The sequence below is a fragment of the Stutzerimonas stutzeri genome (genome assembly GCF_038561965.1).
Classification (GTDB): Bacteria; Pseudomonadota; Gammaproteobacteria; order Pseudomonadales; family Pseudomonadaceae; genus Stutzerimonas; species Stutzerimonas stutzeri_AA.
The window spans coordinates 3786980-3799834 of record NZ_CP139348.1 but is presented as its reverse complement, the minus strand read 5'-3'; the positions used below and the strand labels follow the sequence as shown (position 1 = coordinate 3799834).

Below are 12855 nucleotides of genomic sequence, written 5' to 3'. Positions count from 1 at the left end.
TGTTGTGCGATAAAAAGCTGTACAGGATCTTTGTTTTGTTAAATATTCTGTAGCGGTTTTTCACGGGGATTCGCCATGAACCTTCATGACCTTGCGGCTCATGCCGCCGCCGGGCGTATCGACGGCCTCGAGCTGATTTCGCTCGAAGGCGGCATCTATCTTCTCGATATCTATCTGCAGGGCCAGCGCCATAGCCTGATCGACGAGCGTGGCGCCGTCTGGCATCTGCGCTCGGTGGAGCATGCCCGTGACCTGCTGCGGGCTGTGTCCGAGCTGCCTTTGCACCTTGTGCAGCAATCGGCCTACGACGAAATGTGCGGCCTGGCCGAGGGTGTCCGCGAGCCGCTACGTGTGCCGATCAGCATGCGATCGCAGTGGTGAGGCCTTTCCAGTGCTGCGTCCGGTGCTCCCGCAATGAAGTCGCCGGGTGATGAGTATTGCAATCTGGCGCGCATGGCTGAAAGCAAGCAGCGGGCGTTGTGGCAGCGCGGCGAGGCACTGTTGGCGCAGCTGGATGCCGGGAATCCGTTGTGAAAAAGAAAGCCGAGCTGCCGTTCAAGCATTGTGTTGCATGTCGCCTGCCATTTGCCTGGCGAAAGAAGTGGGCGCGTTGCTGGGAGGAGGTGCGTTACTGCTCGGAGCGCTGTCGGCGCAGCCGGAGTGTGTAGGTGTGCGAGCTACTGGCAGCGTCGTCAGTGGTGTGTTTGCGCGGGCCGGTGACTGCTCCGGCCCGATACAGCTGTGCTAGTCTGCCCGACCTTTTTTCCTTTCGGAGCCCGGTATGACCGACCTCAACCTGTCCACTGACGAAACCCGTGTGAGCTATGGCATCGGCCGTCAGTTGGGGGACCAGCTGCGTGACAATCCTCCGCCGGGCGTCAGTCTTGATGCAGTGATCGCCGGCATTCGTGATGCCTTCGCCGGCGTAGCCAGCCAGGTCAGCCCGGAAGCGCTGAACGCCAGTTTCGCGGTGATTCGCGAGCGCATGCAGGCCGAGGCGCAGCACAAAGCCGAAGCGGCCGCTGCCGAAGGTCGCGCCTTCCTCGTCGAGAACGCCAAGCGTGAAGGCGTGGTCGTGCTGGAGTCGGGGCTGCAGTACGAAGTGCTGACCACCGGCGATGGCGCCAAGCCGTCCCGCGAGGACAACGTACGTACGCATTACCATGGCACGCTGATCGATGGCAGTGTGTTTGACAGCTCCTACCAGCGTGGCCAGCCTGCCGAGTTTCCGGTTGGTGGCGTGATCGCCGGCTGGACCGAAGCACTGCAGCTGATGAATGCCGGCAGCAAGTGGCGCTTGTATGTACCCAGCGAGCTGGCCTACGGCGCGCAGGGTGTCGGCGGCATCCCACCGCACAGCACGCTGGTGTTCGACGTCGAGTTGCTGGACGTTCTCTGACCGGCTATTGCGGCAGCAGGCTGCGCCGCGCGCGGTGAATGAGCCTGACTGCTGCGCATCCCGCGCTATCACCAGGCAGCTTACGCATTCGTAGGCTGCCTGGCTGGCTAAGGCCGCAACGCGCGGGCATAACTGAAAAGAAACAGGTTGCGGACCTGTTCCTTCAGTATGCAGGGCTCACTCGTACTCAGCTCCTGAAGATCGAGATCGCCCTGTTCGCGCAACTCCTCCAGTGCATCCCCTTCAAGTGAAACGCATACGGCACCGGTGTTGCGGTCGAGTATGCGCAGGTACGGTTGCGGGCGATCCAGCCAGGCGTCTATCAGATAAGTCATGCGGCACCTCCAATTAATTCTCTTAATGAGAATAATTGTTATTCGCAAATATGCAAGCGCAATATGCCCTGCGCACGTACGAATGGCCTGAGGTGTTAGAAGGTGACGGCTGCGCACGCGGCGCAGCGTCGTCGTGCGGGGGTCAGTGCGTGCGTGCTACCGCGAAGTGGCAGAGCTCGACCAGTGCATCGCGGTACTGGTTGGCGGGGATGACTTCCAGGCAGGCGATGGCGCGTTCGGCATAGTCGCGCGCGAGTCTGGCGGTGTAGTCCAGTGCACCTGACGCCTCAACGGCGGCACGGATGCTTTCCAGATCTTCCAAGCCGCCTTTCTGAATGGCCTTGCGTACCAGGGCAGCCTGTTCGGCGGTACCTTCGCGCATGGTGTAGATCAGCGGAAGGGTGGGTTTACCTTCGGCAAGATCGTCGCCGACGTTCTTGCCGAGGGTTTCGGCGTCGCCCTGATAATCGAGCAGGTCGTCGACCAGCTGGAAGGCGATGCCGAGATGGTCGCCGAAGGTCCGCAGCGCTTCACGCTGCTCCTCGCTGGCTCCGGCCAGGGTGGCTGCGCTGTGAGTCGAGGCTTCGAACAGCATGGCGGTCTTGCCGCGGATGACCTCCATGTAGATCTCTTCGGTGGTGCTGGCGTCGCGAACTTTCGACAATTGCAGCACTTCGCCTTCGGCGATGACGCGCGTCGCCTGCGAGATGATGCGCATCACCGCCATGGAATCCAGCTCCACCATCATTTCGAACGAGCGCGCATATAGAAAGTCGCCAACCAGCACGCTTGGGGCGTTGCCCCATAGGGCATTGGCGGTGGAGCGGCCGCGGCGCATTCCGGACATGTCGACCACGTCGTCATGCAGCAGCGTGGAGGTGTGCAGGAATTCGATGATTGCGGCGAGCAGGCGCAGTTGATCGCCCTGATGGCCGAGCGCACTGCCGCTGAGCAGTACCAGCAACGGGCGCAGGCGCTTGCCGCCGGCCGACGTGATGTAATCCCCGATCTTTTCCACCAGAGGAACGCGCGAAGTCAGTTGCTTGCGGATGATGCCGTCGACAGCGGCAAAATCGTCCGCCACAACTTGATAGAAAGGCTGGGGTTGCATCGGGGACTCCTCGCAGATTGCGCGGCATGCTAGGGGGCAGGTCTGGCACTGTCAAGGCAACGCCAGTTGGCTATTGCGTGGGGTCTATCGCATGCGTACAATCGCGGACCCTGAACTTCCCCCTGGGCATTTCCCTGCCTTACGCAATTGCACGGGCGTCACCTTCCGGCCCCATGCAGCCATGCCAGCCACTAACCATTATTTCAAAGCGCTGGGTGAGCAGGATCAACGGAGATACACAGATGTACGCAGTTATCGTAACCGGCGGCAAGCAATACAAGGTCGCCGAAGGCGAATACCTCAAGATTGAAAAACTCGAAGTTGCCACTGGCGAAGCTGTCACTTTCGACCGCGTTCTGCTGATCGGCAACGGCGAAGATGTAAAAATCGGCGCTCCGGTGGTTGATGGTGCCAAGGTTACCGCTGAAGTGATCGCCCAAGGCCGTCACGACAAGGTCACCATCATCAAATTCCGCCGTCGTAAGCACCACATGAAGCGTCAGGGCCACCGTCAGTGGTTCACTGAGGTCAAAATCACCGGTATTCAGGGCTAATTGGGCCTGAATCCCCTTATAGGAGTATTGAACTCATGGCACACAAAAAAGCTGGCGGTTCTACCCGCAACGGTCGCGACTCAGAAGCCAAACGCCTTGGCGTGAAGATGTACGGCGGCCAGGCTATCAAGGCCGGTAACATCATCGTGCGTCAGCGCGGCACCCAGTTCCACCCCGGTTTCGGTGTTGGCATGGGCAAGGATCACACCCTGTTCGCGAAAGTCGAAGGCGTGATCAAATTCGAAGTGAAGGGCGCTTTTGGCCGTCGCTACGTGAGCGTCGTCGCAGCCTAACTGCGTCGTTGCTGGAAAAGCCCTGTCATGCGACGGGGCTTTTTTGTTTCTGTATCCTGTGAGGCTCTTGCAAAGAACTGCTCGGTGCTCATTCAGTTTTCGCTGGGTTTTTTGCAAGACCCTTACGTTTCTTGTTTCTTAAGCCCGTCCTGCGACGGGAGGCGTTCTCATGAAATTCGTCGATGAAGTATCGATTTTTGTAAAGGCCGGCGACGGCGGCAACGGCATGATGAGCTTTCGTAGAGAGAAGTTCATCGAAAAGGGTGGCCCGAACGGCGGTGATGGCGGTGATGGCGGCTCCATTTATCTGGTGGCTGACGAGAACCTCAATACGCTGGTCGACTACCGCTATACCCGTCGCTTCAATGCACCCAATGGCGAGAAGGGCGGCAGCACTGAGTGTACCGGTGCCAAGGGGGAGGATCTGATCCTGCCGGTGCCGGTCGGTACCACGGTGATCGATGCCGCCACCCAGGATGTGATTGGCGACCTGACCAAGGCGGGGCAGCGTTTGCTCGTCGCTCAGGGTGGCTGGCACGGGTTGGGTAATACGCGCTTCAAGTCCAGCACCAATCGGGCGCCGCGGCAGACCACGCCGGGCAAGCCGGGCGATGCGCGCGATCTGAAGCTGGAGCTGAAGGTGCTGGCTGACGTCGGTCTGCTGGGTATGCCCAATGCTGGCAAGAGCACGTTTATCCGGTCGGTGTCGGCTGCCAAGCCGAAAGTGGCCGATTATCCGTTCACCACACTGATTCCCAATCTTGGCGTCGTCAGTGTCGGCCGCTACAAAAGCTTTGTCGTGGCTGACATTCCGGGGCTGATCGAGGGGGCTTCGGACGGTGCGGGTCTGGGTATTCGCTTTCTCAAGCATCTGGCGCGCACGCGCCTGCTATTGCATCTGGTGGACATGGCGCCGCTGGATGAGAGCGACCCGGCCGATGCCGCCGAGATCATCCTCAGTGAGCTGGAAAAATTCAGCCCGGCACTGGCTCAGCGTGATCGCTGGCTGGTGTTGAACAAGGCCGACCAGTTGCTTGAGGAAGACCGCGAAGAGCGCGTTCGGCAGGTGGTGGAGCGCCTCGACTGGGAGGGTCCGGTATTCGTCATCTCCGCGCTGGAGAGTGAGGGTACCGAAGCGCTGAGTCAGGCTGTCATGCGTTATCTGGACGAGCGCGCCGTGCGTATTGCCGAAGAGCCAGCCTATGCCGAGGCATTGGCCGAGCTCGATCAGCAGATCGAAGATGAGGCGCGTGCTCGGTTGCAGGAGCTCGACGATCAGCGCGCGCTGCGTCGTGCTGGCGTCAAGGCGGCCGATGAGGTCGAGGATGACGACTTCGACGACGATGATGATGACGAAGGCGGCGCCGAGATCATCTACGTACGCTGAGTCAAGCACCAGGCCGCTGGCGGCCTGGTAAGCGAGTGGTGGCTGGCTCGTGCGCAGCCCGATCTGGAAATGTTTTGGCCGTATAGAAGGCGGGAACGATGCGGGACAAGGTGAGCGGTGCGCGGCGCTGGGTGATCAAGATCGGAAGTGCGCTGTTGACCGCCGATGGTCGCGGGCTCGATCAAGCGGCGATGGCGGTCTGGGTCGATCAGATGGTCGCCCTGCGCGAGGCGGGCGTCGAGTTGGTGCTGGTGTCCTCTGGGGCGGTTGCTGCAGGTATGAGTCGTCTGGGTTGGACCTCCCGGCCCAAGGCGGTACATGAGTTGCAGGCGGCTGCCGCTGTTGGGCAGATGGGCCTGATTCGCGCGTGGGAGTCGAGCTTTGCCCGCTGCGATCAGCAGACGGCGCAGATTCTGGTCACTCATGACGATTTGTCGGATCGCAAGCGCTACCTCAATGCGCGCAGCACGCTGCGTACGCTCATCGATCTCGGTGTGGTGCCGGTCATCAATGAGAACGACACCGTTGTCACCGACGAGATTCGCTTTGGTGACAACGACACGCTTGGCGCGCTGGTCGCCAACCTTGTAGAGGCCGATCTGCTGGTCATTCTGACCGACCGCGACGGCATGTTCGATGCCGATCCTCGCTTCAATCCTGAAGCCAATCTCATCAGCGAGGCGCGTGCTGACGATCCTGCGCTGGATGCAGTGGCTGGCAGCACGGGTGGGGCGCTGGGGCGCGGTGGTATGCAGACCAAGTTGCGCGCGGCACGCCTGGCGGCACGTTCCGGCGCGCATACGGTGATTGTCGGTGGTCGCATCGAGCGGGTGCTGGCGCGGCTCAAGGCAGGTGAGCGCCTGGGTACGCTATTGGCGCCGGAATGCAGCCGGCATGCGGCGCGCAAGCAGTGGCTGGCCGGCCATCTGCAGACGCGGGGCACGCTGACGCTGGATGATGGTGCCGTGCATGCCTTGCGCCAAGGCAATCGCAGCCTGCTGCCTGTTGGTGTTCGTGCAGTGCAGGGCGCGTTCCGTCGCGGTGAAATGGTGATCTGTGTCGGGCCTCAGGGTTCGGAGGTCGCTCGTGGTCTGGTGAACTACAGCGCAGCCGAGGCGCAGCGCATACTCGGGCGGCCGTCAGACGAGATCGAAAAGCTGCTCGGTTACGTCGACGAGCCGGAACTCATCCATCGCGACAATATGATTCTTGTCTGAGGTGAAGATGCGTCTGATTGCTCTCGCGTTGGCTCTTGGACTGGCTGCTCCTGCGCTGGCATCGGCTGAGACCATCGGAGAGGTGGATACGGTCTTCAAATGGCTCGGGCCGAATCACAAGATTGTCGTCGAGGCGTTCGATGATCCCTTGGTCGATGGCGTGACCTGTTATCTGTCGCGCGCCAAGACAGGCGGTATCAAGGGTGGGCTGGGGCTCGCCGAGGATCGTGCGGAAGCGTCCATCGCTTGTCGCCAGGTCGGCCCCATTCGCGTCAACGGTAAGCTCAAGGATGGAGATGTGGTCTTCAAGGAGCGCACATCGCTGGTATTCAAGACCATGCAGGTGGTGCGCTTCTTCGATGAGTCGCGCAATACGCTGGTCTATCTGGTCTACAGCGATCGCATCATCGAGGGTAGTCCGCAGAATGCGGTGACGGCTATTCCGATTCTGCCCTGGCCTGTCGCGCCGTAATCCGGACTTTTTTGCTCGTCATCGTGGTGGCGGGTAGAAGCGGAGCATAAAAAAACCGGCCTAGGCCGGTTTTTTTCAAGAACCTGCAGTTAGGCTGCAGCAGCTTCGCCGAGGGCCTTGATGTGGCCGTTCAGGCGGCTCTTGTGACGAGCGGCTTTGTTCTTGTGGATGATGCCTTTGTCGGCCATGCGGTCAATGACCGGCACAGCTGCAGTGTAGGCTGTGCGAGCCTTGTCCAGGTCTTTGGCGTCGATGGCCTTGACCACATTCTTGATGTAGGTACGAACCATGGAGCGCAAGCTGGCATTGTGGCTGCGACGCTTCTCAGCCTGAATTGCGCGTTTTTTGGCGGAAGGGCTGTTGGCCACCGTCGAACTCCTCGAAAACTGGGGGGATTGCAAGCAAATAAGGCCGCGAATCATGCCGACGCGAAGGGCGCTTGTCAAGCCCAGTCGAATGGCTTGAGAAGCTGGTCGGACAGAAGGGCTGCGGCTAAACTCGCCGCCTCGTTTCGTGTCGTAACTGGCCATCGATCCGGCCGGCGCTGAGCGCTCGGTCGATCAATCTCGCTGCAATTCTAGGAAGACAAATGTCCGAAAAAACCGGCAAGGGCGGATTGTTGCGTTCCAGCGCCGTGGTCAGTGTCATGACCCTGCTGTCACGCGTGCTGGGCATGGTACGCGATATGGTCGTCGCCAGCTACTTCGGTTCAGGGGCTGCCGCCGACGCCTTCTTCATCGCGTTCAAGATCCCCAACTTCCTGCGTCGGCTGTTTGCCGAGGGCGCCTTCGCGCAGGCCTTCGTGCCGGTGCTTTCGGAATATCGCGCCAAGCGTACGCTGGCTGACGTCAAGCAATTGGTCGATCGTACTGCTGGGATGCTCGGGCTGATTCTTGCTGGGCTGACGGCGTTGGGTGTGCTGTTCGCGCCTTATGTAGTGATGGTTTTCGCGCCGGGCTTCCATGACGATCCGGCCAAGATGCAGCTGGCCGGCGAGTTGCTGCGCATCACCTTTCCCTACCTGATGCTGATCTCGCTAACGGCATTCACCTCCGGTGTGCTCAATAGTTACGGGTATTTCGCCGTGCCGGGCTTCACCCCGGTGCTGCTCAATGTCTGCATGATCGCCTCGGCGGTGTTTCTCACGCCCTATTTCGATCAGCCAATCATGGCGCTGGCTTGGGGTGTGTTCGTCGCGGGCTTCGCCCAGCTGGCGTTTCAGCTCCCATACGTTGCCAAGCTGGGCTTGCTGCCCAGGCCGCGGGTCAAGCGCGGCGATGAAGGTGTGCGGCGCATCATGTTGCTGATGGTGCCGGCGCTGTTTGGTGTGTCGGTCAGTCAGATCAATCTGCTGCTCGATACGGTCCTGGCGTCCTTTCTGCAGACCGGCAGTGTGTCCTGGCTGTACTACGCCGATCGGTTGTCCGAGCTGCCTTTGGGTGCGTTCGGCATCGCCATCGGTACGGTGATTCTGCCGAGCCTGTCGCGCCAGCATGCCGGTGACGATCCGAAGGCGTTCTCCGCGACCGTCGATTGGGCGTTGCGCATGGTGTTGCTGGTCGGCGTTCCCGCGGCGCTGGCGTTGGGCATTCTCGCCGAGCCGATGATTGCCAGCCTGTTCTATTACGGCGCCATGAGCGAGGAGGCGGTGGTGCAGTCGGCCAGGGCGCTGCAGGCCTATTCGCTGGGAGTGCTGGCGTTCATGTTGATCAAGGTGCTGGCGCCGGGGTTCTTTGCTCGTCAGGATCTGAAGACCCCGGTGCGCGTCGCGGTCATCTGCATGGTCGCGAACATGGTGATGAATCTGATCCTGATCTGGCCGCTCCAGCATGTCGGGCTGGCGCTTGCGACGTCGTTGTCTTCGATGCTCAACGCCGTACTCCTGTTCTGGGGGCTGTACAAGGTTGGCGTTTATCGCCCTGCGCCTGGGTGGTGGCCGTTCGGGCTGCGTCTAGCGGCCGCCTGTGCTGCGATGGTGGCGGTGGTCTGGTGGCTCAATGTGCCTGCGCAGGAATGGTTCGCCTGGGGTTGGCAGCAGCGTGCGCTGAAGCTGGGAATTCTCGTGTGCGCTGGGCTGGCGGCGTTTGCCGCTGGGCTATTGCTGACGGGGTTGCGACCGCGGCATTTACGGCATTGATCGGCAGTTCGCCGCCTCTGCAAAACTGTCCGGGACGCTCGGCACGTGCGTATAATCGGCCACTTTTCAAGCAAGAAGTGCGGTATGCAGCTGGTTCGAGGTCTTCACAATCTGCGACCCCGGCATCGGGGTTGCGTCGCCACCATCGGCAATTTCGACGGCGTCCACCGGGGGCATCAGGCTATCCTGGCGCGACTGCGTGAGCGTGCGGCCGAGCTGGGGCTGCCTGGCTGCGTGGTGATCTTCGAGCCGCAACCGCGCGAATTCTTTTCGCCAGACAAGGCGCCGGCGCGTCTCACCCGGTTACGTGAAAAGTTGCAGCTGCTGAGCGAGCAGGGCGTTGATCTAGTGCTGTGCCTGGCGTTCAATCGCCGCTTGCGTGAGCTGAGCGCCTCCGAGTTCGTTCACGCCACGCTGGTGGAAGGGTTGGGTGTGCAGCATCTGGAAGTGGGCGACGACTTCCGCTTCGGCTGCGACCGTGCCGGCGATTTCGACTTCCTGCTCAAGGCTGGCGCGACGGAAGGCTTTAGCGTCGAGGCCGCCACCACGATCGAGGTGCATGGCGAGCGAGTCAGCAGTACGCGGCTGCGGCAGGTCCTGGCGGCGGGCGATCTGGACTGCGCCGAGGCGCTGCTCGGCAGACCGTTCGGTATTACCGGACGGGTCATGCATGGTCAGAAACTGGGCCGCCAGCTCGGTGCGCCGACCGCCAACGTGCAGCTCAAGCGTCGTAACACGCCCCTTAGCGGCGTGTTCATGGTCAGCCTCGAGCTGGACGGCCAGCCGCTCGCCGGGGTAGCCAACATCGGCATGCGGCCCACGGTCGAAAGCGATGGCAAGCCACATCTGGAAGTGCATCTGCTCGATTATCAGGGCGACCTGTATGGGCGTCTGGTGCAGGTTACCTTCCATCGCAAGCTGCGCGACGAGCAGCGCTTTGCCTCGCTGGAGGCGCTCAAAACGGCGATCGATGCGGATATCGCCGCTGCCCGCGATTACTGGCGGGCTTCACCCCTTATGACGAGTCAGGACTGAAATGACCGATTACAAAGCGACCCTCAATCTGCCGTCCACGGCATTTCCGATGAAGGCCGGTCTGCCACAGCGCGAGCCGGAGATTCTGCAGCGCTGGAACAGCATTGACCTGTACCGGAAACTGCGGCAGATCGGCGAAGGTCGCCCGAAGTTCGTCCTGCACGATGGCCCGCCGTACGCCAACGGCAACATTCACATCGGCCACGCGGTGAACAAGGTGATCAAGGACATGATCGTCCGTTCACGCACCCTGAGCGGGTTTGACGCGCCCTATGTGCCGGGTTGGGACTGCCATGGTCTGCCGATCGAGCACAAGGTTGAGACTACCTTCGGCAAGAATCAGCCGGCCGACCTGACCCGCGAGCGCTGCCGAGCCTACGCGGCCGAGCAGATCGAGGGACAGAAGGCCGACTTCATCCGACTCGGCGTGTTGGGTGATTGGGATAATCCCTACAAGACCATGGATTTCGCCAACGAAGCCGGCGAGATCCGTGCTCTGGCGAAACTGGTTGAAGGCGGCTTCGTCTTCAAGGGCCTGAAACCGGTTAACTGGTGCTTCGACTGCGGGTCGGCGCTGGCCGAGGCTGAGGTCGAGTATCAGGACAAGAAGTCCGATGCCATCGATGTCGCCTTCGCGGTCGAGGATGCCGACAAACTGGCCGCGGCCTTCGGTCTGGGCAGCCTGGCCAAGCCCGCCAGCATCGTCATCTGGACCACCACACCCTGGACCATTCCGGCCAACCAGGCGCTCAACGTGCACCCTGAGTTCGTTTACGCGCTGGTCGATACCGGTGAGCGCCTGCTGGTGCTGGCCGAGGAGTTGGTGGAGTCCTGTCTGCAGCGCTACGGCCTGCAGGGTGAGATCATCGCGCGCTGCGAGGGCAAGGCGCTGGAGCTGATCCGCTTCCGTCACCCGCTCTACGAGCGCTTCGCTCCTGTGTATCTGGCCGAGTACGTGGAAACCGGCGCCGGTACCGGCATCGTTCACTCCGCACCCGCGTATGGCGAAGACGACTTTCGGTCCTGCAAGCACTACGGCATGGAGAACGACGACATCCTCGGCCCGGTGCAGAGCAATGGCGTCTACGTATCGGACCTGCCGTTCTTCGGCGGCCAGTTCATCTGGAAGGCCAATCCGGCGATCGTCGAGAAGCTCGCCGAAGTCGGCGCACTGCTCAAGCACGAGTCGATCCAGCACAGCTACATGCACTGCTGGCGGCACAAGACCCCGCTGATCTACCGCGCTACTGCGCAGTGGTTCGTCGGCATGGACAAGGTCGCCCACGACGGCAGCTCGCTGCGCCGCCGTGCGCTGGATGCCATCGAGCAGACCGAATTCGTCCCCGCGTGGGGCCAGGCGCGCCTGCACGGCATGATCGCCGGACGTCCTGACTGGTGCATCTCGCGTCAGCGCACCTGGGGTGTACCGATACCGTTCTTCTTGCACAAGGAAAGCGGCGAACTGCACCCGCGCACCGTTGAACTGATGGAGGCGGTAGCGCTGCGCGTCGAACAGGGCGGCATCGAGGCCTGGTCGAAGCTGGATGCAGCCGAACTGCTTGGTGAAGAAGCCGCACAGTACGAAAAGATTACCGACACCCTGGATGTGTGGTTCGACTCCGGAACCACCCACTGGCATGTGATGCGTGGTTCGCACCCGATGGGTCACGAAAGTGGCCCTCGGGCCGATCTTTACCTGGAAGGCTCCGACCAGCATCGCGGCTGGTTCCATTCATCGCTGCTGACCGGTGCGGCCATCGACGGCCATGCGCCTTACAAGGGCTTGCTTACCCATGGTTTCACCGTGGACGAGAACGGCCGGAAGATGTCCAAGTCGCTCGGCAACGTCATTGCCCCGCAGGAGATCACCGACAGCATGGGCGCCGACATCTTGCGCCTGTGGGTATCGGCCACCGACTATTCCGGCGAGATGGCTGTATCCAAGCAGATTCTGCAGCGCAGTGCCGATGCCTACCGGCGTATCCGCAACACCGCACGCTTCTTGCTCTCGAACCTCGACGGCTTCGATCCAACGCAGCACATGGTGCCCAATGATCAGCTGATCGCGCTGGACCGCTGGGCGATTGATCGCGCTTTGCTGCTGCAGCAGGAGATCGAGGAGGCGTACACCACCTATCGCTTCTGGAATGTCTATCAGAAGGTGCATAACTTCTGCGTGCAGGAATTGGGCGGCTTCTACCTCGATATCATCAAAGATCGTCAGTACACCACCGGCGCCGATAGCCTGCCGCGACGCTCCTGCCAGACCGCGCTGTATCACATCGCCGAAGCGCTGGTGCGCTGGATCGCGCCGATCCTGGCATTCACCGCCGAGGAGATCTGGCAGTACCTGCCGGGCGAGCGTAACGAGTCGGTGATGCTCAACACCTGGTACACGGGCTTGACCGAGCTGCCACAGGACGCCGAGCTGGATCGCGCTTTCTGGGAGAAGGTCATGGCAGTCAAGACCGCGGTGAACAAGGAGTTGGAAAATCAGCGTGCGGCCAAGACCATTGGCGGCAACCTGCAGGCGGAAGTCACGCTGTATGCCGAGGATGCGCTGGTCGCGGAACTGGCCAAGCTGGGCAACGAGCTGCGCTTCGTGCTGATTACCTCTGCCGTCGATATCGCACCGTTGGCCCAGGCGCCTGCCGAGGCCGTGGAGAGCGAACTGGCGGGTCTGAAGCTGGTGGTCAAAAAGACCGGGCACAGCAAGTGCGGCCGCTGCTGGCACCACCTGCCGGATGTTGGAACTCATGCCGAGCATCCAGAGATTTGCGGCCGCTGCATTGAGAACATCGAAGGCGCTGGTGAGGTTCGCCACTATGCGTGACTCTGTGGTTGCTGCCGTAAGGTGGGCTTTAGCCCGCCATTACGATGTGGCCTTTCGTTTCGGTAGGGAAAAGACCACCTTG

14 protein-coding genes are annotated in these 12855 nt (G+C 61.3%); 11 read left to right on the top strand and 3 right to left on the bottom strand.

All coding sequences use genetic code 11. The annotated features are described in order from the left end of the window. The first annotated feature begins 75 nt into the window (after window positions 1–75). The 3 genes from SM130_RS17530 (at window position 76) to SM130_RS17520 (ending at window position 1399) form a co-directional block, all read left to right on the top strand. A complete protein-coding gene (locus tag SM130_RS17530; RefSeq protein WP_102824793.1) occupies window positions 76–381 on the top strand; it encodes a DUF6482 family protein in 306 nt (101 codons plus the stop codon). Window positions 382–530: 149 nt separating this feature from the next. Next, on the top strand, window positions 531–668 hold the full coding sequence (locus SM130_RS17525) for a DUF2256 domain-containing protein (RefSeq protein ID WP_102824794.1): 138 nt from the start codon (window positions 531–533) through the stop codon (window positions 666–668). A 113-nt stretch (window positions 669–781) separates the two neighbouring features. Continuing rightward, on the top strand, window positions 782–1399 hold the full coding sequence (locus SM130_RS17520) for an FKBP-type peptidyl-prolyl cis-trans isomerase (RefSeq protein WP_102824795.1): 618 nt from the start codon (window positions 782–784) through the stop codon (window positions 1397–1399). 107 nt (window positions 1400–1506) lie between these two features. Here the strand turns inward: SM130_RS17520 and SM130_RS17515 are convergent, their stop codons facing one another. Together SM130_RS17515 and SM130_RS17510 are read right to left on the bottom strand one after the other, a co-directional pair. Next, window positions 1507–1734, bottom strand: a complete 228-nt coding sequence (locus SM130_RS17515; protein WP_102824796.1) for a hypothetical protein — start codon at window positions 1732–1734, stop codon at window positions 1507–1509. Between the two features lie 142 nt (window positions 1735–1876). Further along, entirely contained in the window at window positions 1877–2845 is a 969-nt protein-coding gene (locus SM130_RS17510; RefSeq protein ID WP_102824797.1) for a polyprenyl synthetase family protein, read from the bottom strand. Between the two features lie 242 nt (window positions 2846–3087). Here SM130_RS17510 and rplU point away from each other — a divergent pair, with 242 nt between their 5' ends. The 5 genes from rplU (at window position 3088) to SM130_RS17485 (ending at window position 6768) form a co-directional block, all read left to right on the top strand. Next, window positions 3088–3399, top strand: a complete 312-nt coding sequence (rplU, locus tag SM130_RS17505) for a 50S ribosomal protein L21 (protein ID WP_003281576.1) — start codon at window positions 3088–3090, stop codon at window positions 3397–3399. Between the two features lie 35 nt (window positions 3400–3434). After that, window positions 3435–3692: a 50S ribosomal protein L27 gene (rpmA, locus tag SM130_RS17500; RefSeq protein WP_102824798.1), complete on the top strand. Its 258-nt coding sequence runs from the start codon at window positions 3435–3437 to the stop codon at window positions 3690–3692. Window positions 3693–3861: 169 nt separating this feature from the next. Further along, window positions 3862–5079 carry an Obg family GTPase CgtA gene (gene cgtA, locus SM130_RS17495; protein ID WP_102824799.1) on the top strand — a complete coding sequence of 406 codons (1218 nt, stop codon included), beginning with the start codon at window positions 3862–3864 and terminating at the stop codon, window positions 5077–5079. A gap of 98 nt (window positions 5080–5177) precedes the next feature. After that, entirely contained in the window at window positions 5178–6296 is a 1119-nt protein-coding gene (gene proB / locus SM130_RS17490; RefSeq protein ID WP_102824800.1) for a glutamate 5-kinase, read from the top strand. 7 nt (window positions 6297–6303) lie between these two features. Beyond that, window positions 6304–6768, top strand: a complete 465-nt coding sequence (locus tag SM130_RS17485) for a CreA family protein (protein ID WP_102824801.1) — start codon at window positions 6304–6306, stop codon at window positions 6766–6768. An 89-nt stretch (window positions 6769–6857) separates the two neighbouring features. Here SM130_RS17485 and rpsT read toward each other — a convergent pair whose 3' ends face one another. Next, window positions 6858–7136 (bottom strand): 30S ribosomal protein S20, encoded by a 279-nt coding sequence (rpsT, locus tag SM130_RS17480; protein ID WP_003281567.1) that lies wholly within the window; start codon window positions 7134–7136, stop codon window positions 6858–6860. 221 nt (window positions 7137–7357) lie between these two features. Here rpsT and murJ point away from each other — a divergent pair, with 221 nt between their 5' ends. The 3 genes from murJ to ileS all read left to right on the top strand — a co-directional run bounded on the left by murJ (window position 7358) and on the right by ileS (window position 12773). Beyond that, window positions 7358–8905, top strand: coding sequence for a murein biosynthesis integral membrane protein MurJ (murJ, locus tag SM130_RS17475; RefSeq protein ID WP_102824802.1), 1548 nt, complete (start codon window positions 7358–7360; stop codon window positions 8903–8905). A gap of 84 nt (window positions 8906–8989) precedes the next feature. Next, window positions 8990–9940, top strand: a complete 951-nt coding sequence (ribF, locus tag SM130_RS17470) for a bifunctional riboflavin kinase/FAD synthetase (RefSeq protein WP_102824803.1) — start codon at window positions 8990–8992, stop codon at window positions 9938–9940. 1 nt (window position 9941) lies between these two features. Then, window positions 9942–12773, top strand: a complete 2832-nt coding sequence (gene ileS, locus SM130_RS17465) for an isoleucine--tRNA ligase (RefSeq protein WP_102824804.1) — start codon at window positions 9942–9944, stop codon at window positions 12771–12773. The last annotated feature ends 82 nt before the right edge of the window (window positions 12774–12855 follow it).

Coding starts and splice junctions, on each gene's coding strand:
- SM130_RS17530 (WP_102824793.1), top strand. CDS start 76: ATGAACCTTCATGACCTTGCGGCTCATGCCGCCGCCGGGCGTATCGAC.
- SM130_RS17520 (WP_102824795.1), top strand. CDS start 782: ATGACCGACCTCAACCTGTCCACTGACGAAACCCGTGTGAGCTATGGC.
- SM130_RS17515 (WP_102824796.1), bottom strand. CDS start 1,734: ATGACTTATCTGATAGACGCCTGGCTGGATCGCCCGCAACCGTACCTG.
- SM130_RS17510 (WP_102824797.1), bottom strand. CDS start 2,845: ATGCAACCCCAGCCTTTCTATCAAGTTGTGGCGGACGATTTTGCCGCT.
- rplU (WP_003281576.1), top strand. CDS start 3,088: ATGTACGCAGTTATCGTAACCGGCGGCAAGCAATACAAGGTCGCCGAA.
- rpmA (WP_102824798.1), top strand. CDS start 3,435: ATGGCACACAAAAAAGCTGGCGGTTCTACCCGCAACGGTCGCGACTCA.
- cgtA (WP_102824799.1), top strand. CDS start 3,862: ATGAAATTCGTCGATGAAGTATCGATTTTTGTAAAGGCCGGCGACGGC.
- proB (WP_102824800.1), top strand. CDS start 5,178: ATGCGGGACAAGGTGAGCGGTGCGCGGCGCTGGGTGATCAAGATCGGA.
- SM130_RS17485 (WP_102824801.1), top strand. CDS start 6,304: ATGCGTCTGATTGCTCTCGCGTTGGCTCTTGGACTGGCTGCTCCTGCG.
- murJ (WP_102824802.1), top strand. CDS start 7,358: ATGTCCGAAAAAACCGGCAAGGGCGGATTGTTGCGTTCCAGCGCCGTG.
- ribF (WP_102824803.1), top strand. CDS start 8,990: ATGCAGCTGGTTCGAGGTCTTCACAATCTGCGACCCCGGCATCGGGGT.
- ileS (WP_102824804.1), top strand. CDS start 9,942: ATGACCGATTACAAAGCGACCCTCAATCTGCCGTCCACGGCATTTCCG.